Origin of the sequence: Mucilaginibacter terrenus, from assembly GCF_003432065.1 — a bacterium.
GTDB classification, from domain to species: domain Bacteria; phylum Bacteroidota; class Bacteroidia; order Sphingobacteriales; family Sphingobacteriaceae; genus Mucilaginibacter; species Mucilaginibacter terrenus.
Map to the genome: position 1 here is coordinate 333,670 of NZ_QWDE01000001.1, position 22,878 is coordinate 356,547.

The following is a 22,878-nucleotide window of genomic DNA, read 5'->3' on the forward strand; positions in this document are numbered from 1 at the left end:
TTTACGTATTAGGCGTTTGCACGCAGTATTTCTAAAGGTGGCTTGTTTAATATACCACGACTATTAAGCAGCCCGATGATTACCGTTAATAACGTTATTGCGGAGAATATGATTGCCACGGGCATGAAATTAACTTTATACGGCATATCAAAACTATACCTTGCTAACAGCCAACTTGATGCTATTGCGATAATTACTCCTGTCAATGCTGATAAAGCACCCAAAAATAAATACTCCAATGCGGTTATAGAGAATATCTGTCTTCGACTTGCACCCAGCGTTCTCAACAAAACGCTTTCCTGTATGCGTTGGTACTTACTGATGCGAACAGATGATATTAGCACGATGATGCCCGTAATGATGCTGAACCCGCTCATAAACTTAATTACATAGCCTATTTTGTCCAGCAACTCGTCCAGAACAGTAAGCACCAAGCCGAGATCAATCATGGAGATGTTTGGAAAGCGCTGAACCACTGCTTGCTGATATTTCGCAGAAACTTTTTCAGACGGAACATGGGTAAGCAACACATTAAATTGAGGCGCATCTTCCAGGGCACCGGCAGGAAACACTACCTGGAAATTGGTGGATATCTTATTCCAGTTTACTTTACGTATGCTGCTTACATATGCAGGCATCTGTACACCTTGTACATTAAACACTAGTTTGTCGCCTACTTTTACGTTGATGCGCTTAGCAAAACGTTCTTCAGCGGATACCGGAATGTCTTTTCCCCGCTCGGCCTTTCCTATAAACTCGCCGCTGGTCACCTGTTCAGATGATGTTAACGAATCGCGATAGGTGACGCGATACTCGTAAGAAAATGCGCGCGGTGATATATGCAGATTGCTGTCTTTTTTAGCTTCCGCAACTGTATGCCCATTTACTTTATCCAGCCGCATCGTTATAATCGGTACCTGCGACAATACAGGTAGACCTTCTTTTTTTGTAAGCTCAGCTATTGCTTCTTTCTGGCTGGTTTGGATATCAAACAAGATCATATTGCTTTGATTGCCGCTTGAAGACAGCGAAACCTGGCTGATAAGCAACTGCTGGATAAGGAACAACGTGCATATAAAAGCTGTACTTAAACCGATAGAAACCGTAAGGATGATGGTTTGATTGTTAGGCCTGTAAAGGTTTGCAAAACCTTGCCGCCAAATGTAGCTCCATGAATTCATTACCAGTAGCCTGGTAAAACGGATAAGCAGCCATGCAATTGCATTAAGAATGAGAAAGGCGATGACTATGCTAATGGTGAACACAACCGCACCCATCCAGTCGTTCAGTTGCAAGTAGGAGAATGCTACGACAAAAAGCAATACCAACAGATACACCAGCCAGCGCAAGGGATCGCGCCGGGTTATTACCTCATCAAAAGACATCCTGAGCGTATTCAACGGCGAGATGTTACGGATATTGATGAGCGGTAATAAAGCAAATAGTATTGATATTACTACTCCCAAACCAATTCCCTCCCCAACAGCCAACCAGGATATGTTGGTTGAAATTTCAACAGGTAAAAAGTCCTTTAATACCATTGGCAATAAACGCTGGATCGCAGATCCAAGTAAAGCACCGGCTATCGAACCAATTAGCCCAATACCTAATATTTGGATAAGGTAGATTAGGAATGCTTCTGACGATTTTACTCCCATGCAGCGCATGATAGCGATTGAGGCAATCTTCTCGCGGATATAAATGTTTATAGCGCTCGCTACCCCAACACAGCCCAAAAGCAAGGCTATGAATCCAACAAGTGAAAGAAAGCGGGACAGGTCACCAAAGGATCTCCCCGTATTTTCTTTCCGAGTGGCTATAGTGTCGTAGTTAAAGTCTGCTTTTTCAGTTACAGCCTCTATGCGCTTGCTAAGCTTGTCCATATTAGTACCGGCTGGTACCTTAAAGTAGTAGCTGTAGTTTATACGGCTTCCTTTTTGCATCAATCCGGTCTGCTGCATATATTGCATGGGTATGTAAACCACCGGAGCCACACCCGATGAGATACCAGTTTGTCCGGGTGCTTTGTCCAGTGCACCTGCAATTACAAACGCAGCATTGCCAATACGTACCGTATCATTCACTTTTACGTTAAACTGCAGCATAAGCGTCTTATCCACAAGCGCATATTGTCCTGTTTTGAAGGACTTACCGGCACTTACCGGCATGGTCTCCAGTGAGCCATAATAAGGAAAATTGCCTTGCAGAGCTTTAACCTGTGTAAGCCTGGTGCCATTAGTGCGTGGAAAGTAGACCATGGATACAAAGGCACGTTCCTCAGAACGGTCGCCGCTTAACGAGTCTAAAAACTTCTGGAGTGTTTTGTCTGGTTGCTTGTTGCCGTTTACCGTAAGATCGGCACCAATTAAGGTAGCGGCTTGCTCATCTACATCATTTTGAATGTTGTATTTAAACGAGTATATAGCCACTAACGCAGCTATACCAAATATTATAGAAGAGATAAACAGCAGTAATCGCGCGCGATTACGCCGGCTGTCCCGCCATGCCATTTTAAACAGCCAGCCGAAGTTAATCCCACGATTATAGTTTAAGTTTTCCATCGACTTAGTTACCTGTTTTATCGTCAGACACCAGCTTTCCGCCTTTTATCCGCAAAATTCGTTGGGTTTTAGCAGCCAGTTCGGGGTCATGTGTTACCAGCACCAGTGTAGTACCGGCTTCCCGGTTCAGGTCGAATATCAGCTTTACAACCCTTTCGCTGGTCTCAGCATCAAGGTTGCCAGTAGGTTCATCAGCAAACAAAATTTTCGGCGAATTTGAGAAAGCCCTGGCTAACGAAACCCTCTGTTGCTCACCTCCGGATAGTTGGGCAGGGTAGTGGTGTCCCCGATCAGCAAGGCCTACTTTGTCCAGCAGCTCTAAAGATCGTGCTTTAATGTTTCGTTCTCCACGAAGCTCAAGGGGAACCATTACGTTTTCTAAAGCAGTCAGGGTAGGTAGTAGCTGAAAGTTTTGAAAGATGAAGCCAACGTGCTGATTGCGCACCTGTGCACGCTTGTCTTCACTTAAACCGGTAAGATTTACACCGCTTAGTTCTACTATTCCACTGCTTGCACTATCTAACCCGGCGCAAAGGCCAAGCAGAGTTGTTTTGCCACTACCTGACGGGCCTACGATAGCGTTGGTAGAACCTGTAGCAATAGCGAAATTTACATTATCGAGAACAGTTAAACTGCGCCCAGCACTCTTATAAGTTTTACTTACGGCCGATATATTTAATATTGTTTCCAAGCTATGTATAATGAAGGTTGTTAAATATCAAAGTTTTATTTAGAGCTTTTGGCTGTGAAATATTTAGTTACAAAAGCATTACATAAACTAAGTGTTTTTAAAATGATTATCTTTTCTTTACAATTGCGTATAAACTACACTCATGCATAAGTATTCGGGACAACAAAGAATTTTAGTAGCAGTAGACTGCATCATATTTGGGTTTGATGGTGTAAAGGTTAAATTGTTACTGGTTAAAAGACGATTAGCCCCGGAACTTGGCAAGTGGAGCCTTATGGGAGGATTTATTAATCCAACCGAGTCGCCTGAAGATGCCGCAAACAGGATACTGGAAGATTACACCGGCCTGAAGAATGTGTACATGGAGCAGTTTAAAGTTTTTGGGGATCCTAACCGTGATCCGGTGGAACGTACCCTGGCCGTAGCTTATTTTGCCTTAATAGACATTCATCAGTATGAGGAGCAGCTAACCGCGGAGCACAGCCCGGAGTGGTTCCTGCTTGATGAGATACCGCATTTAGTGTTTGACCATACTGAAATGGTTAAAGGAGCACTTAAGCAATTGCGCTACAAAGCGGCTTTGCACCCCATATTATTTCAACTATTACCTGGGAAGTTTACAATACCACAGCTACAGGCGCTTTACGAGGGTGTTTATCAAACTAAGTTTGACGATCGTAATTTCAGCCGGAAACTGCTTTCTACCGGCCTTTTAGTAAAGCTGGATGAAAAGGATAAACTATCATCAAAAAAAGGCGCTTTTTATTATAAGTTAGACCAATCCCATTACGAAGAGAACTTTGATAAGTTTCTTAACCTTGTGCCTAATCCTGACAAGTTTTTTTAACTCACCATAGCGTCTTTCATTCATCAGTTAATTTGTACTTTTAACTTGCTCCCATCAAAGTATAATCGGATATTAAAATTATATTGAACCGAATAAAGGCGATAAGTTTAACTGTTGCAGCGTTGTTTTGCATGTGCTCAAGCATTTTTGCCCAGGGTGCAACTAATCAAGGCAAAGATTTTTGGACAGCCTATATGGCACATGATCTTCCAGCAGGCGAAGGCAGCAATATGGTTGTTTATATTACATCTGACTTTGACACTAAGGGTAATATATCTCTTGCAGACGGCAGTTATTCTTACGATTTTAACGTTACGCGAGGGAAGCTTATCGAAATAAAAATACCGGTAGATGCTTACGTGAAGGCGTCAGGCAAGTATCTTAAAGGCCTTCATATAACCTCACAAAAAAAAATAGCTGTTTTTGGGCACATCTACGCTCAAAATGTATCGGGTGCAACACTTATTTTGCCTGTTAATGCGTTGGGAAAAAACTATTATTCAATTAATTATTTCCAGGCTTCAAACAAAAAAAATACATTTTCAACATTTATGGTTATCGCTACTGAAGATAAAACTACAGTGGATATAACCCCTGGTAATAAGCTAAAAGATGGGCACCCCGCTGGCGAGACTTTCAGACTGTTGTTAAATAAAGGAGAACTATATCAAGGGTTGTCTGACCAAGACCTTACAGGTACTACAATAAAATCTATAAGCACAACTGACGGGGAGTGCAAGAAAATTGCTGTGTATTCAGGAAGTACAAGAATTGGTATAGGGTGTATTGGTAACGTAGATTATTCGTCTGATAATTTATTTCAACAGGTTTATCCCACATCGTCATGGGGCAAAACCTACTTAACTGTTCCTTTAAAAGGCAGAGACTATGATATTTTTAGAGTGGTCATTGACGATGTGGACACTGAGATTAAAATTAATGGGCAAAGTGTAGATAAAGCAGAGTTTTGGTCTCCTAAGTTTTACGAGTTTTGGACGAGTAAACCCAGCCTCGTTACAGCAAATAAGCCCATACAGGTAGTACAGTACGCCGTAACTCAAGGACGTACTAACACGGATGAATGTGAAATTGACAAGAGCGATATTGGTGACCCTGAAATGATCTACCTAACTCCGCTTGAACAAACCCTCGATCACGTTATACTCAACTCAACAGGTAATTTTGCGATATTTAAGCATTTCGCTAACGTTATCATAAAAACCACAGCAAAAGGGAGCTTCAGGGTGGATGGCAAGCCTTATACAGATTTTACTTTGCTTGATGCGGACAAAACATATTCTTACGCACAAGTGCCATTAACATCAGGTGTCCATACGATGTCTGCTGATGGTGGTTTTAACGCAATTGCTTATGGCTTTGGCCAGCATGAGAGCTATGGATATGCAGCAGGTGCAAACCTGGCCAATCTTAATCAAAACATTGTTTTCAAAGATCCCGGCACCGGTACGTTGCATTTAAACGGTTGTTCCAGTATAAATTACAAACTTCAGTTAACGTTGCCGTACCAAACAAATAGTATAAAATGGAGGCTTGATAATGGAAGTGATCCGGTGACGATAAACAATCCTGTAATTACTTCCACAAGTGAAAGGGACGGCCTAACGCTTTATACGTATGAATATCCAACATTAATCAATTATACCGCTGGTGATTATTCGGTAACGGCAACGGTGCTAAATCCTGTTGCTGACGAATGTGGTTCTACAACAGATGTGGATTTTGATTTTAGCGTAACAGATGTACCTAAGACTAAAATAGCTTATAATGGAGCTTGCGAAGGTGATAGTACTTACTTTATCGATAGTACAGATGTCAGTTCAGCACTTATCAAAAGCAGAGTGTGGGATTTTGGCGATGGCACAACATCAACTTTGGCTAACCCGGTTCATAAATATCAATCCAATGGCAAGTATACGGTAGTACTCACAGTTACAAATGCAAACGAGTGTACATCATCAACTCAAACAGATGTTGTTATAGCTAAAAAGCCAATGGCCTCGTTCACTGTAGATGCGCCTGTTTGCACAAAAAAATCAACAATTTTTACGGATAAATCAGTCGCCTCTGATGCTCCTATTACCACTTGGATATGGAATATGGGCGACTCGACCATGATAACCCGCTACGATAATAAGCCGTTTACGCATGTGTTTAAGAAGACGGGTGCCGATACAGTCAGCCTTACCGTTTTAACGCAAAGCGGCTGCAGTAGTGAAACTTTCAGTCAAATAATCCAGATACTCCCCGCACCGGATGTGAAATTCAGAACACCAGACGTTTGCCTTTCAGATGCTTTTGCGCAATTTTCAAATGAAACAACAACAGAAGACGGGACGACCGACGCGTTGACCTATTCCTGGAACTTTGGTGATAGCAAAGCTGGTGTTGGTAACCCAAATACATCCACCGAAAAGAACCCGAAACACAAGTATACCAGTATTGGCGAATATTTAGTAACGTTAACGGCTACTTCATCCAATGGTTGCCAATATAGTGTCTCTCAATCATTCAAAGTAAATGGAGATAAACCGTTAGCAGGTTTTGAATTGGAAAACAAAAACGCGTTGTGCAGCTCTAATCCGGTGGTGTTCAAAGATGCATCCAGCGTTAATTTTGGAGATATTACCAGGATAGTATGGTATTACGATTACAAGAACAATCCGCAGGATAAGGAAGAATTTACCCGCGGCGAGATGCCCAAAAGTCGAAAATACATGCATGCCTATAGTGTTTTTAGTAGCCCGGCATCAAAGGTTTATAGTGTGCACATGGAAGCTTATTCCGGCCAGACGTGTTTTGCCATTGCAGATCAGGATATCGAAGTTTTAGCAAGCCCAAATGTAAACATCCTGCAAGTTGGTACCATATGTCAGAATGCAAAGCCAATCCAATTAGTTGTTCAACAAACAAGTTTACCAGGAACTGGAACTTTTAGCGGGAAGGGAGTCAGTCAATCCGGGGTATTTGACCCCGCTATAGCTGGTGTAGGTACCACTACTATTAAATACAGATTTATTTCAACTAACGGCTGCGACTTTAACGCTACGCAGGACATTGTAGTGTTACAGTCACCCGTTGTTAATGCCGGTGATGATGTAATGGTTCTTGAGGGCGGCTCTGTTTTGCTTAAAGCAACAGCTGCAGGCAAGAACTTGATCTACAAATGGTCGCCGTCATTCGGTTTAGATAACGATAGTTCTCTAAATCCGATGGTAACAGCTACCGAAGATAAAGTTTATACTTTAACGGCTACAAGCAGTGATGGGTGCAGCACGGAAGATCAGGTGAAAGTAACTGTACTTAAAAACTTAAATATCAGCAACACTTTTACACCTAACGGTGACGGGATAAATGATACCTGGAAGATAAAATATTTAGAAACTTACCCCGGAAATACGGTTAATGTATACAACAGATACGGAGAAAAGGTATATTCGTCTGTTGGTTACGGCATTCCCTGGGATGGTACGCGCAACGGAACAAATTTACCCGCAGGAACCTATTACTATATCATAGACCCGAAGAATGGCCGTGGGCTTATTTCGGGCAATGTTACAATCATCAGATAAATGAAGAGAATTTTACTTTTCTTGCTTGTGTTGCAGATGTGTTTCAGTTTGGCAGAAGCACAGCAGCGCCCGCAGTATACACAATACGTGTTCAATAATCTGCTCTTGAATCCTGCGGTAAGCGGCATCGAGAATTATACCGATGCAAAACTGGGCTACCGCAGCCAGTGGACTGGCTTGCAAGGTGCACCTGTTACCAGCTATTTTAGCATAAGTGCGCCAATTGGTGACAACTTCCTACAAGGTGACGCAACCGCTTTCCCTGCTTCGGGTGGTGAAAATCCGTCAAGCAGGTTATATACGCAATACTACAGGGCGGCTGAACCGCATCATGGTATTGGTTTTATGGTCGTGTCTGACAAAGCCGGACCGATCACTCAAACCAACATAAACGCCAACTATGCTTATCATTTGGGATTAACTGAAAAGTTAAACCTTTCTGTAGGTGTCTCGGCAGGGGTAAATCATATCAACTTAAACACCGACCTGATAACATTGGAAGATCCCAATGACCCTACGCTTAACAACATTAACAACAGCCAGTGGAAGCCTGATCTTGGTGTGGGTATCTGGGCGTATTCATCAAATTATTACTTCGGCGTATCAGCACAGCAGATACTGCCTCAGAATCTTTATATAACTACAGGAAACACAGCTAACCAAAGCAAAACAGTGCCACATTTTTTTGCGACCGGCGGCTACAAATTCTTCCTTTCGGATGATGTTACCTTGTTGCCATCTGCGCTGTTAAAGTTCATTGATCCGGCGCCAATCTCTTTCGATATAAACATGAAGCTTTCTTTCCGCGACAGGTTTTGGTTTGGCGGCTCTTTCCGCAAGGATGACTCTTACGCCGTGCTCGCGGGGTTTAATTTAAGCTCTGTGGTTAATGTTGGCTATTCATATGACGTTACTACATCAGCATTACGTTCCGTAAGTAATGGTTCGCACGAGATAGTGTTAGGGATATTATTAAACAACAGATATAAGTTAACCAGTCCGCAACACGGCTGGTAAAATCCACCATAACGGAAAAGGCTGCCTTACAAATGGAAAGCAGCCTTTTCTGTTTTATATAGAACCTCTAAGTTGACTCTAGAGTTCCTTTCTCAGCCTTGCTACAGGTATATTCATTTGTTCACGATATTTCGCTACAGTGCGCCTTGCTATGTTGTAGCCGGCATCTTTGAGTATGTCTGTGAGCTTTTCGTCTGCAAGCGGATGGCGTTTGTCTTCTTTTCCTATATGCTCTTCGAGTATTTTCTTGACCTCTTTGTTAGACACCTCTTCACCACTTTCTGTTTGTATTGCTTCGCTGAAAAAGGATTTTAGCAGGAACGTACCATGCTCTGTTTGTACATACTTGGAGTTTGCTACGCGTGACACGGTAGAGATGTCCATACCTATACGGTCTGCAATATCTTTTAAGATCATAGGCCGCAGGTTTTTGTCGTCACCTGTCAGGAAAAAATCATACTGATATTGCATAATGGCATTCATGGTCTTCAGCAGAGTTTGTTGGCGCTGCTTTATTGCGTCGATAAACCATTTGGCAGAATCAAGCTTTTGTTTAACAAATTGCACAGCTTCTTTCAGCTTTTTATCTTTCTGCGAAGCTTTTTCATAATGCTGGAACATTTCCTGGTAAGAGCGGCTTACCTTCAATTCCGGCGCGTTTTTCGAATTTAGTGTGAGTATAAGCACCCCGTCGTTATTGGTGATATGAAAATCGGGGATTACCTGAAGTTGCTTGGTACTTACTTCGTTGCTGTCGCCTGGTTTGGGATTGAGTTTCAATATCTCGTTTACCACGCCACGAAGCTCCTGCGAGTTCATGTTTAACGAGCGCTCCAGCTTGTCGTAATGTTTGCGGGTAAACTCGTCGAGATAATCCTCTACAACGGTCATCGCCTTTTTTATAATTGGATCGTTCTGATCTTTTCTCCTTAACTGTATCAGCAAACACTCCTGTAAGCTGCGTGCGCCAACCCCCGGAGGATCAAAGCTCTGAATCACTTTCAGCATGTCTTCTACTTCCTCGTCCTCGGCCATTACGTTCTGCGAAAAGGCAAGATCATCTGTCAAAGACATTATCGGGCGGCGCAGGTAACCGTCATCGTCAAGACTGCCGATGATTTGTTTACCTATTTTAAAGTCCTTGTCAGATACCGGGAGTAAATCCAGCTGTGCCTGCAGGCTTTCAAAGAAAGAACTTTGTACAGCTATCGGGATCTCCTTATGCTCATCATCATCATCCCCGTTTTGGTCGTAGCGCGAGCCATACTCATTAACGTTATCTTCCTGTAAGTAGTCGTCAATGTTAAACTCGTCCATCTCACCTTTCTCCTCGTCTCCTTTATAGTCGTCGTCAGGATCACGGTCGGGATATTGTTCTTCAGGTTCGTTAAGGTTGGTTAAACTAATATCTTCAAGAGCAGGGTTTTCCTCCAGTTCCTCTTTAATACGGGTATCCAGCGATACAGTAGGCACCTGCAGCAACTTTATAAATTGTATCTGCTGCGGTGAAAGCTTTTGTAAAAGTTTCTGTTGAAGGTTCTGTTTAAGCATAATTTAAAGCAAGGGCAAAAGTACACCAATTACCTTAACTTGGGAAATAATAAGGTGGCATTGCATTGTAAGTTTTAAATGCAATTGAATTGGTTTTGTTTGCATGGGTAGTTAATAATTGTAACTTTAAACAAACAAAAACCTGCGCTATGGGATTCATCAAAGAGTTTAAAGAATTTGCAGTTAAGGGCAACGTATTGGATTTAGCTGTTGCTGTTGTAATTGGCGGTGCCTTTGGGAAGATAGTTAGTTCATTGGTGGAGGATATTATAACTCCTGCTGTACTTACACCAGCCCTTAAAGCGGCTAATCTTTCTAATCTAAGTCAGCTGGTAATACCAGGCACTGCTATAAAATATGGTAACTTCTTATCTCAGGTTATCTCATTTATTATCATAGCGCTCTCATTGTTTATTATGATCACAGCTATTAATCGCTTTAAGAAGAAGGAGGCTGTCGCGCCAACCGTGACCCCAGCTCCCTCAAAAGAAGAAGTGCTATTGGCAGAGATACGCGATATACTCGCTGCGCAAAACAAGTAAACTATTGTTATTAGTGATGATTCGCAATTTGCCTGTATGATGGGCTTCGCCACATTTCGCATGGCGGCGCTTGCCCTGCCAGACACTAATGAAGAGCCTCACTTTGAGAAAACGTCCTTTAAAATAGCGGGGAAGATATTTGCCACTATAGTTCCGGGGCAAAGCAGGGCTACGGTAAAGCTGTCGCCGAATGACCAGGATGTTTTTTGCCTTGCCGAAAACAATGGCGTTTACCCCGTGCCCAACAAATGGGGTAAATTAGGGTGGACCCACATTGATCTGCAAATTGCCGCTCCCCAAATGTGTACCGAACTATTAAAGGTTGCCTACTGCGAAGTGGCACCCGGGAAGTACGCCGCACTAATCAACTTTGAAGACTGAGGAGTGTGGTAATTTACGCCGTAATACTGTAAACTGTATCACAATGAGGTGTTACACCTGTTACACTTTTGCGGGTCAAAAAACAGTTAATTCAATGTTAATCAAACAATTAACTAAAGTCCGTGTTACAGTTTTTGAAACCATGATACACTTTTTAACGTGGTGATACACCTTTAGTACCCTATTAATCAGCTAATTTTGTGTCAGCTATATCAGGAGTGTTGCACGCACATAACGCTAAAATTCTCAGCAAGCAATGTCTAAAAGGTTTTGGCCAGTTTTGGATCAGTTAAGATAATGTAGTCGCCGAGTTTAGCAAATTTGCTCCAGTCCGGGTTGCTAAAGCTGTCATCGGCATAGGCCTGTATGTTTATCACCTTTACACCCGGTGCGTATTTCTGCAATTGCGCCACAGTGCCCAGCTTCTCCTCGCTGTGAAAGCCACCATTCACCTGGAATATCTTAAAACCTTTATGAGCGTTATAAAACTTCGCTATGGAGTAGCCCATAGTGGCATCCCAAAGGTTTTGTGATTGGTAAACTTTCATGGGGCCAATGGCGCTGTGCCCGCCCATAATGTTTACAAACTTTTCGTAGTAAGCGCCGGTGGCCGTATCAATAGGGAGAGGAGGGAGCCAGTTTTTAGCTGTAGCATCCAGCTTTTGCAACTCTGCAAGCCCGCCCCTTGTTACCATATTGGTATACCTGGTTGGCGCGTTTGCCGCTATAACCTGCAAGTGGTTTTCTTTAGCAACCTCTACCATAGGGCGGTAGTCTTTGTAGTTGTTCCACGCGCGGCCTTCAGTTATCAGGTTCTTTTCGCGGATAAATCCCGCTAAATATTCATTCACCACGGTTTGGCAATCTGTTTGGAACATCTCCATAGAAAGTGCTGCCTTGGCAGGATACTTTTCCACAAGTTTTTTGAAAAGCATATTTTCCAGGTAATGGCCGGTAGAGTCGTTGTGCTCCTCGCCAAAAAACAATACATCTGCTTTAGCCATGTCATTAATAACGTCATCCAGCGTGGCAGGTGCCTTTTTAGCTGTGTTGTATACCTTATAATGAGCAGACATACCATCCTGGCAAAAAGATAGTGCGGGTAAAAACAGCAGGAGTAATGCGCAAAATGCCTTCATTAGTTTGAGTTATGCAGATGTTAATAATTTTAGCCAAATAACCACATTAGTATTTGAAAAAACTAAAATTTACGCTACATTTGCACTCTTGTTTTTAAAAACGACGTATATAATATAATATAGCCATGAAAAGAACGTTTCAGCCCTCACAAAGGAAAAGAAGAAATAAGCACGGTTTCCGTGAGCGCATGTCATCTGCTAACGGCAGAAGAATACTTGCTGCCAGAAGAGCTAAAGGCAGAAAAAGATTAACTGTATCTGACGAGCGCAGCCACAAAGCTTAATTACTGGTTGTTTTCCTTTAATTAAAGGGGGCCGGACCGTAATACAGCTTACTATCGGTTAGAGCCGGCAACTATGTATACTTTTAAAAAAGAAGAACGGTTATGTAATAAAAAGCTTATTGATGGGCTTTTTCATAACGGTTCTTCTTTTTTATGTTATCCCTTCAAGGCATCGTGGATGGTTGCTGCCGAGCAACAGGTTTTCCCGGTGCAGGTACTTTTTACCGTGTCTAAAAAGCGTTATAAACGCGCGGTAGATCGTAATGCCGTTAAGCGCCGCATGCGCGAAGCTTACCGGCTTAACAAACAAGCCCTTCTTTACGATGCGCTAATGGCATCCAACAAGCAACTCATTCTTTCCATTAGTTATATAGGTAAAGAAATAACGCCTTACGATTTTTTTGAGAAGAAAATAATTAAGCTTTTAATACAGCTTAGTAAGGAGCTTGGCGCATGAGTTGGTTATGGAATGCCATAAAAAACGCCATTGGCTGGTTCTTCCTCCTGGTTATCAAATTTTATCAGTACTTTATTTCACCTATTACAGGCGCGTCCTGCAGGTACACGCCCACGTGTTCCCAATACGGAGCCGAGGCCATCCGGAAATACGGCCCTTTTAAGGGCGGATGGCTAACGGTGAAACGTATTGCCAGCTGTAATCCATGGGGTGGGCACGGGCACGATCCGGTGCCTTGATTTAGCCGGAAGTTTGAAGTAACCAGTTCAAAGTTCTGAGTACTAAGTAGCTGGTGTTGATTCAGTAGATTTAAGTCAAGCTGAAGGACGGCACAGTTCCAAGTTGAATTAGTTTAAGTGCTTACGTTTTTTGTAATTTTGACTTTTGACTTAAGACTCACGACTTAATACTTAGAACTTTTAACATTCCGCTTCTCATGGGTTACATCATTCAAATAGAAACTGCTACTACTTCGTGCTCTGCCGCTCTAACAAATAATGGCGTAATTGTTGGGGTAAAAGAGGTGACCGCGAGAAATATCCATGCCGAGGTACTTACATTATTTATTGATGAACTGATAGCAGCGGCCGGCATTACTTACACAAATGTTGATGCAGTAGCCGTGAGTTGCGGCCCGGGCTCCTACACCGGCTTGCGTATAGGTGTATCAACAGCTAAAGGGCTTTGCTTCGCTTTAGATAAGCCGCTGATTGCTGTTGAAACGTTATCATCAATGGCGGCAGGTGTAGCGGCGGATGTTGCCGGAGACGTGCTGTTATGCCCCATGATAGACGCACGCAGAATGGAAGTTTATACGGCCGTGTACAACAAGGCCGGGGATGTAATAAAGCCAACCGCTGCAGAAATTATCACTCCTGAAAGTTTTGCCGACTTGCTGGCCGATAATAAGGTGCTGTTTTTTGGTGATGGTGCCGAAAAGTGCCGCGAGGTATTGGGCACAAATGCTAACGCGAGCTTTTTGGACGGATTCTCCAACTCGGCGGCTCACCTTACGAAAATTGCAGAGCAGAAGTTACTGGCGCGAGACTTTGAAGACGTTGCTTATTTTGAGCCTTATTACCTAAAAGACTTTATTGTTCTTAAAAAGCAATGAACTACTATAGATTGTTAGAATGAATTATATATACCCAAAAGAAGATGGTTTTTGGGCAATATCAATTTCGACGGTGAGTGGGAATTTTGGAAATATGTAAGCCCAGGCAGAGTAGATATACCTCAAAAGGAACTATTTATTACGACAAGAAAAAAAGGAATTCCTTTAGACTTTACTATAGCGGACTTTGAGTTGCTTATTGTGAATGACAAGGTTAAAGATCTGATCAGCGAAGAGGAGGTGCAGTTTATTCCTGTCAAATTAGAAGCGCAACCTGATGTAAAGCTTAACTATTCCCTTATGGTAATAAATAATGAAATAGAATGTGTAGACGAAAATAAATCTGTTTTCATGAAATGGGAAAAAGATGATTTAGTTAGGCCGGACTTGGCTGGCGAATATGAATTCTTTGAAAAACTGGTGTTAGATCCAGATAACATCCCTCAACAGGCACATATATTTAGGCTAAAAAATTATCACATATCAATTGTGATAAGTGAAAAGTTAAAGCTTCTATTTGAAGAAAGTAACGTTAGTGGAATAAAATATCAGAAATTAACTTAAATATTAACAGCAGCGTCCGTGCTTATAATCGAATGTTTAAGTAGCTGCTTAAGGTTAAATGTTTAATTAAAGTTCAGTTGATTATTTTGTTTACCTATGACCTCTAACGAATTTGATACTTGCAGCAGCAAGTGATAGTGAAGTAAAGCTATAATGAAATGAACAAAATTCGATCGTTTGATTTTGTTAACGAGTACTTGGATTTTGAAAATATCTCACAACTTGGCTTTAATACTAGTAAAATACGTTGGGGAATATTTAAGAAAACAATAGATGCTACAATTATACTGCTTGTAGAAAGCGAAAAATTTTATTTTATTCATAGTGGTAAGATTTACGAAATCAATTATCATATAACTGCATCTATAACTATAGTTAACAGTTCAAACTGTGCGTTCAGTCTATTTTATGATGATTTGCTTATTTCAACATTCACCTACCAAGTTGATAAGTTATTGTATAACATATCACCATTTGAATATTTAGATGAAGAGGATTTCGATTGGGGATTGTTTTTGGTCAATGTAATCAACGATCCGGAGCGTCAGCAAAGAATAATTGAAAACATTGCTGGCTAGCTTGATGGCGCAAGTATACAGCATACGTTAAACATACAATACTCGACTCCAAAAAGAGCAGGTATTAACCACCTGTCCGTTATAAGCTGCAAAAAGTTATGCTTTTAATCCCCGTTATCTTTCCCGAAAATTCGGTTGTATAAACGCTTGATAAAGCCCGGGCTGTTCTCGGTAGGGATAAAGCTGGCATTCAGTGGATGCTCTATAACCGGCCCGAACTTAAACGATACCCCAAGAAAGAGGTCCACAGCCGTATAGGCCGCATTTTTGTTGATCTGCGAGTTGCTTTTCAGGCCAGCAAGGGCTGTGCTTGCTGTAGGCAGGAAACGTTCGCTGCCAATAAAGAACTCCGCATTGGGGCTTTTAATCATAAACTGCCCACCAAGGCTAAATACCCTGTTATTATCGTATGCTGTAGTAAGGGTTACTACATAATTTTTGTACTGAAAAGGATTGACCAATGCCGCGGTAAAGCCGTCAAAAAATAGCTCTTTGGACAGTATTAGGGTTGGCGAGTATTTGTACCTGTTATCGTAATCAAGCCAGAATTGTTTATTCGCACTTACTTCAAACTTGCCATTTGTAGGCGTTGTAAAAGAACCAACAGTTACGTTTGTTTTAGCTATGTTTTTTACAGCATCGTAAATGTTGTTTTCCCTGCGTGATGTAGATAAGTTAAAGATGGTATCTGCAGAGGCAAAGTTGTAAACCGTAGACCTGCTGCTCCAGTGGATAAAGCCTACATCTTTAAAGTTGAACTGCAGGTTAAAGTTATCGCGGGTACGTAATGATGTTCCTATACCAATGGCAGCACCGGGGTTTCTAAAGGTTGGTAAGTAATCGTGCGAGTTAAATGGGCCCGGGTTATAATTAAGGTAGTACCTGCCGGTCATACTCAGCAAAGCCGCATCATTGGCCCGGTCAAAATCAATGCTGGATGACGTTACCGTCGCTTTTTGATAGCGTATACCCATTAACGCGCTTAACTTTATACCAACAGCAAACTTTTTACTTAGCTTTTCGCGGTATGTAAAACTAGCCTGATGGTAGGCCTGGTAAGTGCCGGTATTGTTAAAAATATCATCGTAATGGTCTTTCGGGAAAGCACCAGGGCCTGCATATAAGGCTACAGTTTCATCGGTAAAAAGTCCCCGGCCTTCCGCCCGCGTTTGCAACGATACGCCAACCTCGGAGTTGCCCTCTAAACTTGTAAACACTTTAAACATAACCCAATAGTTGTTTACATTGGCATTTACCCGGTTATATACGTTGCCTGGCCCAACCTTTAAGTTGTCTGCCGTGTAATAGCCCGAAAATGCCCTTGTTTTAAGTGGTACCTGCGCGTTTCCTTTCAAATAAGAGTTTACAGATAAATTTGGAAGAAAAAAGTTAAAGGCGTACTTACGGCTGGAATCAGGAATGAAGGACCGTTGCGACAGGTTCTCAAAGGAATCGTACAAAGTGCCGGTATTGTATTGCGCAAATTGTTGGCCGAAGCAGTTGACAGTGAACAACAGAAGGATAAGAACCGGTAAAATTTTCTTCATATAATCTTGCCGAGCGTGCGCATAATTACCGCCCTAATATAAAAATCCTGTGTGACTTAATGTTAAACAAGCTCAAATAATTGGTTTTAAACGGAATAATGCGACAACAGTTGTATTTTACTGTGAATTCTTAAGAGCTTTTGGTGATGCTGCTGAGTCGGCCGGGTTCTTTTGGATACAAAAGTTTGTAAAGAAGTTATTGTCGGCAGCTGTGAACTGGTAAGATGCCGCGTAGAAGTTTTTAAGCGACAACTTGTTGCTGCTGTAAGCTTTGTAAGTATTTGGCTTAAGGTCGTTTTTTAGTATAAGCTGCGCGTTTTTAAAGTTTATAAAGAAGGCTACGTTGCTCTTTTCGGCAAGCAGGTCGTCAAACCGGTTGTAGTCGGCCGTTTTCGTTAAAAATTTAGTGTTAATGTAGCTATCGTAGTAGCTATTTATCTCCTTAAGGCTGTTTGCGAAGATGAGGTAGTTATCTACTATCCGGAAGTAAGGCCTTTTAAAAACATTAAAAGCATCGCCCAATAAAAAATACGGGAGCTTGTTATAATTCAGCTCGCCAACATCATCGTTCACCATGGTGCTTACGTTGGTCATAAACGGCCTGAGGTCTGATCCGTCCTTGATGGTGATCAGGGCAAACTTTTCGCGGTAACGTGTAGTAACTACAGCAAATTCGTTACCAACCAGTTTGTTAAACTCTTCGCGCAGGTTTATTCCCGTTTCTGTTTTTATCCTTTTAAACAGCGTGTCCCGCTCTTTTTTCAATCCGGCACGGTCATGAAAATCGGTAAGGTCACGCAGGAACGTTGTCGGGTTTGCAACCGCCATATCCATAGAATACGCTACAGTAGCCGGGTAAATTTCTTTTAGATGAGTTTCAATTGGCGCTTGCCGGCTAAAAAGGTTAAGGTAGCTTGCCGGCTTGCCTTGCTCTATATTGGTGTAACCATTAAACATCAGCGCATCTGTACGGTAATTTAAGTTAAGGGCGGCCAGCGCGGGCAGCAGCCTGAAGCTTTTAAACAGATCGGTATTTTGATCTCGGAACAATTGCCCGAATAAAGGCGACAAATGAGCATAGTTAATGTAAAGATTGGCCAATGAGTTGGAGTTCTGCTGATCGGGCAGCAACAAAAACGCATGCCTGTCCTTGTCCGGCCTGTATCTGGCGGCTTTCTCTACAAGCGCCTTTGAAAAACTGGATGAGTAGATGTTTGCCTCTGTGTTGATAAGGTAAAACCGCTTTTTTAACGACGTAAAGTAAATAGTATAACCCTTCTTGTCGGCCAATGTAAGAGGGGTAATTAGTAAGCCGGGTATCTTCTGCCTTGCTGCCGCATCAAAGGCGGTTGGGTCGGCATCCTTGTTTAACGCAGCGGTCAGCAGCAGGTCGGGTTCGTTATCTGTTGTAGGATGCAGGGAGATGTAAACATTACTTGCATCAAAAACGCTTTGCAATACCGGGTGGCTTAACAGTGCTTTACGGACGGTATCCAGATCGGCAATGTTTTGGTCGCCGGCAAGGCTGCCCAGCAGCGAATTGTCATTAAATATGTCGTAAAAACCCTTGTCGTTGGTGAACTCGAACACAGCGGCGGCGCTATCCGGAATGGTGCGCATTACGTTAGCAGCGTGAACGCCGGAAGTATTTAAACTTTTAAAATACTTAACGGTAACAAACACGGTTGCCGCAACCAATACTAAAGTGAACAAAATAAGTCTTCTCATCGTTCTGCCCGCAAGTTAGAATTTTACGCTGCCACAATAAAGTAATTCTTTCAATTGGTTAACTTAGCCCTTTATATCTGCATGAACAAACGAATTATAACAACCGCAGCCATATTTGGTGCAATTGCCGTTATCTGTGGTGCTTTTGGCGCCCATGCGCTTAAGGCTGTATTGTTACCCCGGCAATTAGAAGTATGGCAAACGGGTGTGCAGTACCAGTTTTACCATGTGTTTGCATTGTTGTTCCTATCTACCTTTAGTCGCGTAAAAACGGGATTAATCAACGCTGCTTTCTACTTATTTACCTTTGGTATTGTACTATTTTCCGGCTCGCTGTATCTGCTGGCTTGCCGCGATATCCTGAAAATGCCGGGGTTGAGTGTAGTTGGCCCGGTTACCCCAATAGGTGGCCTGCTGTTTATTGCCGGATGGGTATCACTTGCGCTGGCTGCTTTAAAAAATAAATAAGCAAATGTTAGAGTTTGCCCAGGCTCCGCAAAGCAACCGCCGCACGCTGTTTGTAGACGTGATATTACCGCTGGCTATCAGCCGTAACTACACCTACCGTGTTCCTTTTGAGATGAACGACCACATAGCTATAGGCAAACGTGTGGTGGTTCAGTTTGGCAAAAGCAGGCTATACACCGCTATAGTGGCTGGTGTTGGCGAACTTGCACCGGAGAAGTACGAAGCAAAATACATTATAGAGATACTGGACAATAAACCCATTGTTACCGAAAGGCAGCTGCAATTTTGGCATTGGGTAGCTGAATACTACATGTGCAACGAAGGGGAGGTAATGAATGCCGCCCTGCCCAGCGCGTTGAAACTGGCGAGTGAAACGAAAGTAACGCTTAACAAAGAATACGAGTTTGATAAAACCTTGCTGAACGATAAGGAGTTTATGATAACAGAGGCGCTCGACTTGCAACCCGAACTCACGATCAGCGACATTGTGAAGCTGCTCGGTCAAAAAACGGTGATGCCGGTACTTAAGTCTTTATTCGAGAAGAATATCATACATATTTCCGAAGAGGTAAGCGAGCGGTTTAAACCGCGCAGGAAAACCTTTATAACGCTGCATCCGTCATACAACAATCAGGATAACTTACGTGAGCTTTTTGAGATACTGGAACGCCGCGCGCCAAAGCAGGCCGATGCGGTGCTGGCGTTTATTAAGCTGTCCAGGCAGCAGAAAACCGTTACAAAAGCAGAGCTGATTGAAGACAGCGGAGCAGGCGATGGCAGTATACGCGCGCTCATTGACAAAGAAGTATTTATTGCCGAAGAACGGGCCATAAGCCGCCTGCGTTATGATGAAGACGAAGAAGCAATCAGTACATTCACTTTAAGCGATGTACAGCAAACTGCATTGGAGGATATTCAGAATCAGTTTGCAAGTAAAGACGTAGTGTTGCTGCACGGGGTAACGGCGTCTGGTAAAACACAGGTCTACATCAGGCTGATAGAGGCCGTAATAGCGACCGGTAAACAGGTACTGTACTTGCTGCCGGAGATAGCATTAACAACGCACATTATCGAGCGGCTACGCATCTACTTTGGCGGATCGATAGGGGTTTATCACTCGCGGTTTAATGATAACGAGCGGGTAGAAGTATGGCAAAAGGTACTGCAGGGCGAATACAAGGTGATACTTGGCGCGCGCTCCTCTGTGTTTTTGCCGTTTCAGGACCTGGGTTTGATTATTGTGGATGAAGAGCACGAAACTTCCTATAAACAGTATGATCCTGCACCACGCTACAACGCCCGCGATGCAGCGGTGTACCTCGCCAACATGCATAAGGGCAAAGTGCTGCTGGGGTCTGCTACACCGTCGTTTGAAACCTACTATAATGCACGTACCAACAAGTATGGTCTGGTAGAACTTAACGAACGTTACGGGGGAGTGCAGTTGCCTTTGATAGAAGTGGTAAGCATTGCTGCCGAAACAAAGCAGAAGACCATGCAATCGCACTTCACCAGTGTATTAATAGCCGATGTACAGCAGGCTATTGAAAACAAGGAGCAGGTGATCTTGTTCCAGAACCGCCGTGGCTACGCACCTGTGCTGATGTGCCGCGTTTGCGCTTACACGCCCAAATGTATCAACTGCGATGTAAGCCTTACCTTCCATAAACACACCGGTAAACTGCATTGCCATTATTGTGGCTACAAAGAGGATAGCCCTTCCATATGCCCGGCATGTGGCTCCACGCACCTGGAGTACAAGGGCTTTGGAACCGAAAAAGTCGAGGACGAGCTATCCGTTCTTATGCCTGATGCACGCCTCGCTCGTATGGACCTTGATACCACGCGTTCCCGTAATTCTTTGCAGAATATCCTTAATGATTTAGAGGATAAAAAAATAGATGTGCTGGTAGGTACTCAAATGGTGGCCAAGGGGCTGGACTTTGCCGATGTAACCGTAATCGGCATTATAAACGCGGATAGCCTGCTCAAATATCCCGACTACCGTGCCAACGAGCGGAGCTTTCAGATGCTGGCCCAGGTAAGCGGTCGTGCCGGCCGGCGGGGCAAACAAGGCAAGGTGGTTATCCAAACTTACGATCCATCGCACCGGGTAATAAGGCAGGTAATTGAGAATGACTATGCTGACCTTTATTCGACCGAATTAGAAGAACGCAAAGGATTTAACTACCCGCCGTTCTATCGCATTATCAACATTGATATCAAACACCAAAACCCCGAGATCTTATATAATCAGGCTGAGTACCTTGCAAACGAATTGCGTAAGCATTTTGGTGAACGGGTAATTGGCCCCGAGGCGCCGCTGATCAACCGGATACGTAATTACTATATCAAGTCCATAATGCTCAAATTCGAGCGGGAAAACACCTCAATGGCAAAGGCAAAGGCACTTATCAGGGAGACCATAACGCAATTCCAAACCACTAAACTTAGCAAGGGCAGCATAGTACAGCCCGATGTCGACCCTTATTGAAAAAATTAGTTTCATGCTCAGGCTGTTAATAAGTGTGGTGCGCATTTAACCGCCTTAAACAGGCTTTTTGTATAACTTTGTAGCTGCAATGGCTTATAAGTTTATAGATAATTACCGGGAACAGGGGGCACGTAAGAGATTAGTAGAAGTATTACAAAAGAAAGGTATTACTGATGAGCAGGTGTTGAAAGCCATAGGCAAAGTACCGCGTCATTTTTTCTTCGATGAGACTTTCTGGAACCAGGCCTATAAGGACATCGCTTTCCCAATAGGCGAGGGGCAAACCATTTCACAGCCTTATACCGTTGCCTACCAAACCGAACTGCTGCACATCCGCAAAGGTGATAAGGTGCTTGAAATAGGTACCGGCTGCGGATATCAGACGTGCATATTATTGGAACTTGGTGCACGTGTTTGTACTATAGAACGTCAGGAGAAATTGTATGAGCGTACCATTCAGGTGCTGCCTTACATGGGCTATAAGCCAAAGTTTTTTCTGGGTGATGGTTCTGTTGGTATACCGGGGGATGCGCCCTACGATAAAATAATTGTAACTGCAGGGGCACCTACAGTGCCCGACTTGTTATTAAAACAACTTAGCATTGGCGGCATTTTAGTTATACCGGTAGGAGATGAAAAATCGCAGAAGATGGTAACTGTTTTAAAAACGGCTGAACACGATTACGAGCGGCATGTATTGGATACTTTCAGATTTGTACCGCTGGTAGGAGACAGAGCTTGGTGAACCCCCTAACCCCCTGAAGGGGGAACAGAATACAATACACGATGTAAATAAAACAGCCATTTATTTTTAGCTAAATGGCTGTTTTATTTCTGTTCCCCCTTTAGGGGGTTAGGGGGCTTTGAGTTTACCTCTTCATTGCCCGGTCCATCTCTATCTTTGTATCACGCTCCTTCAGTGTTTCGCGTTTATCGAAGGTCTTTTTACCCTGGGCGAGGCCTATCTCCAGTTTGGCAAAGCCGCGTTCGCTGATAAACAACGCCAGCGGAACAATGGTCAACCCCTTTTCTTCACCACGGGTCTGGAGCTTCTTTAGCTCCTTTTTATTTAGCAGCAAAACACGGTCGCGTTTTGCCTCATGGTTATAGAAGGAGCCAAAGGAGTATTCTGAAATATGGAGGTTACGAACGTACAATTCGTCGTTAATGAACGTGCAGAAAGCATCATTTACGTTAGCTTTGCCCTCGCGAATGGATTTGATCTCCGTTCCAAGCAACTTTATGCCTGCCACATACTTGTCCAGTATATGGTATTCAAAATAGGCTTTCTTATTCTTAATATATATGTCCTGCTTCATTACGCT

Annotated in this window: 21 protein-coding genes; 14 read left to right on the forward strand and 7 right to left on the reverse strand. The window is 43.0% G+C overall.

The genetic code is table 11. From position 1 onward, the window contains the following. Positions 1–8: 8 nt before the first annotated feature. Positions 9–2,561, reverse strand: coding sequence for an ABC transporter permease (locus DYU05_RS01375; protein WP_205771762.1), 2,553 nt, complete (start codon positions 2,559–2,561; stop codon positions 9–11). Between the two features lie 4 nt (positions 2,562–2,565). Continuing rightward, entirely contained in the window at positions 2,566–3,252 is a 687-nt protein-coding gene (locus DYU05_RS01380) for an ABC transporter ATP-binding protein (RefSeq protein ID WP_117381196.1), read from the reverse strand. Positions 3,253–3,394: 142 nt separating this feature from the next. On the opposite strand from DYU05_RS01380, the gene DYU05_RS01385 reads away from it, so the two are divergent. From DYU05_RS01385 to DYU05_RS01395, 3 genes are all read left to right on the forward strand, one after another. After that, a complete protein-coding gene (locus DYU05_RS01385) occupies positions 3,395–4,099 on the forward strand; it encodes an NUDIX hydrolase (protein ID WP_117381197.1) in 705 nt (234 codons plus the stop codon). 131 nt (positions 4,100–4,230) lie between these two features. Continuing rightward, the gene (locus DYU05_RS01390; RefSeq protein ID WP_117381198.1) at positions 4,231–7,689 is read left to right on the forward strand and encodes a PKD domain-containing protein; all 3,459 of its coding nucleotides are present in this window, start codon (positions 4,231–4,233) and stop codon (positions 7,687–7,689) included. After that, positions 7,690–8,706 carry a PorP/SprF family type IX secretion system membrane protein gene (locus tag DYU05_RS01395; protein WP_117381199.1) on the forward strand — a complete coding sequence of 339 codons (1,017 nt, stop codon included), beginning with the start codon at positions 7,690–7,692 and terminating at the stop codon, positions 8,704–8,706. It abuts the gene before it with no gap. A gap of 78 nt (positions 8,707–8,784) precedes the next feature. On the opposite strand, the gene rpoN is transcribed toward DYU05_RS01395, so the two are convergent. Continuing rightward, the gene (gene rpoN / locus DYU05_RS01400) at positions 8,785–10,257 is read right to left on the reverse strand and encodes an RNA polymerase factor sigma-54 (protein WP_117381200.1); all 1,473 of its coding nucleotides are present in this window, start codon (positions 10,255–10,257) and stop codon (positions 8,785–8,787) included. A 149-nt stretch (positions 10,258–10,406) separates the two neighbouring features. On the opposite strand from rpoN, the gene mscL reads away from it, so the two are divergent. Together mscL and DYU05_RS01410 are read left to right on the forward strand one after the other, a co-directional pair. Next, positions 10,407–10,799 (forward strand): large-conductance mechanosensitive channel protein MscL, encoded by a 393-nt coding sequence (gene mscL / locus DYU05_RS01405; RefSeq protein ID WP_117382911.1) that lies wholly within the window; start codon positions 10,407–10,409, stop codon positions 10,797–10,799. Positions 10,800–10,835: 36 nt separating this feature from the next. Then, positions 10,836–11,180 carry an MmcQ/YjbR family DNA-binding protein gene (locus tag DYU05_RS01410; RefSeq protein ID WP_117381201.1) on the forward strand — a complete coding sequence of 115 codons (345 nt, stop codon included), beginning with the start codon at positions 10,836–10,838 and terminating at the stop codon, positions 11,178–11,180. A gap of 260 nt (positions 11,181–11,440) precedes the next feature. Here the strand turns inward: DYU05_RS01410 and DYU05_RS01415 are convergent, their stop codons facing one another. Beyond that, positions 11,441–12,319, reverse strand: a complete 879-nt coding sequence (locus DYU05_RS01415) for a ChaN family lipoprotein (protein ID WP_117381202.1) — start codon at positions 12,317–12,319, stop codon at positions 11,441–11,443. Between the two features lie 125 nt (positions 12,320–12,444). Here DYU05_RS01415 and rpmH point away from each other — a divergent pair, with 125 nt between their 5' ends. From rpmH to DYU05_RS01445, 6 genes are all read left to right on the forward strand, one after another. Next, complete coding sequence (gene rpmH, locus DYU05_RS01420) at positions 12,445–12,603, forward strand: 50S ribosomal protein L34 (protein WP_117381203.1); 159 nt, start codon at positions 12,445–12,447, stop codon at positions 12,601–12,603. Between the two features lie 73 nt (positions 12,604–12,676). Then, a complete protein-coding gene (locus DYU05_RS01425; protein WP_117381204.1) occupies positions 12,677–13,060 on the forward strand; it encodes a ribonuclease P protein component in 384 nt (127 codons plus the stop codon). Continuing rightward, entirely contained in the window at positions 13,057–13,299 is a 243-nt protein-coding gene (yidD, locus tag DYU05_RS01430) for a membrane protein insertion efficiency factor YidD (protein ID WP_117381205.1), read from the forward strand. The genes DYU05_RS01425 and yidD overlap by 4 nt, the downstream gene beginning before the upstream one ends. A gap of 197 nt (positions 13,300–13,496) precedes the next feature. Then, positions 13,497–14,174, forward strand: a complete 678-nt coding sequence (tsaB, locus tag DYU05_RS01435) for a tRNA (adenosine(37)-N6)-threonylcarbamoyltransferase complex dimerization subunit type 1 TsaB (RefSeq protein ID WP_117381206.1) — start codon at positions 13,497–13,499, stop codon at positions 14,172–14,174. 51 nt (positions 14,175–14,225) lie between these two features. Continuing rightward, positions 14,226–14,738, forward strand: a complete 513-nt coding sequence (locus tag DYU05_RS01440; protein WP_117381207.1) for an imm11 family protein — start codon at positions 14,226–14,228, stop codon at positions 14,736–14,738. A 158-nt stretch (positions 14,739–14,896) separates the two neighbouring features. Then, complete coding sequence (locus tag DYU05_RS01445; protein WP_117381208.1) at positions 14,897–15,316, forward strand: hypothetical protein; 420 nt, start codon at positions 14,897–14,899, stop codon at positions 15,314–15,316. 104 nt (positions 15,317–15,420) lie between these two features. On the opposite strand, the gene DYU05_RS01450 is transcribed toward DYU05_RS01445, so the two are convergent. Next, on the reverse strand, positions 15,421–16,863 hold the full coding sequence (locus tag DYU05_RS01450; RefSeq protein ID WP_117381209.1) for a DUF5723 family protein: 1,443 nt from the start codon (positions 16,861–16,863) through the stop codon (positions 15,421–15,423). Positions 16,864–16,980: 117 nt separating this feature from the next. Further along, a complete protein-coding gene (locus DYU05_RS01455) occupies positions 16,981–18,591 on the reverse strand; it encodes a hypothetical protein (RefSeq protein ID WP_133300143.1) in 1,611 nt (536 codons plus the stop codon). Positions 18,592–18,672: 81 nt separating this feature from the next. On the opposite strand from DYU05_RS01455, the gene DYU05_RS01460 reads away from it, so the two are divergent. The 3 genes from DYU05_RS01460 to DYU05_RS01470 all read left to right on the forward strand — a co-directional run bounded on the left by DYU05_RS01460 (position 18,673) and on the right by DYU05_RS01470 (position 22,298). Further along, positions 18,673–19,059 carry a DUF423 domain-containing protein gene (locus tag DYU05_RS01460; protein WP_117381211.1) on the forward strand — a complete coding sequence of 129 codons (387 nt, stop codon included), beginning with the start codon at positions 18,673–18,675 and terminating at the stop codon, positions 19,057–19,059. A gap of 4 nt (positions 19,060–19,063) precedes the next feature. Next, the gene (gene priA, locus DYU05_RS01465) at positions 19,064–21,553 is read left to right on the forward strand and encodes a replication restart helicase PriA (RefSeq protein ID WP_117381212.1); all 2,490 of its coding nucleotides are present in this window, start codon (positions 19,064–19,066) and stop codon (positions 21,551–21,553) included. A gap of 88 nt (positions 21,554–21,641) precedes the next feature. After that, the gene (locus DYU05_RS01470; RefSeq protein ID WP_117381213.1) at positions 21,642–22,298 is read left to right on the forward strand and encodes a protein-L-isoaspartate(D-aspartate) O-methyltransferase; all 657 of its coding nucleotides are present in this window, start codon (positions 21,642–21,644) and stop codon (positions 22,296–22,298) included. Between the two features lie 124 nt (positions 22,299–22,422). On the opposite strand, the gene smpB is transcribed toward DYU05_RS01470, so the two are convergent. Continuing rightward, on the reverse strand, positions 22,423–22,872 hold the full coding sequence (gene smpB / locus DYU05_RS01475; RefSeq protein ID WP_117381214.1) for an SsrA-binding protein SmpB: 450 nt from the start codon (positions 22,870–22,872) through the stop codon (positions 22,423–22,425). Positions 22,873–22,878: the final 6 nt, after the last annotated feature.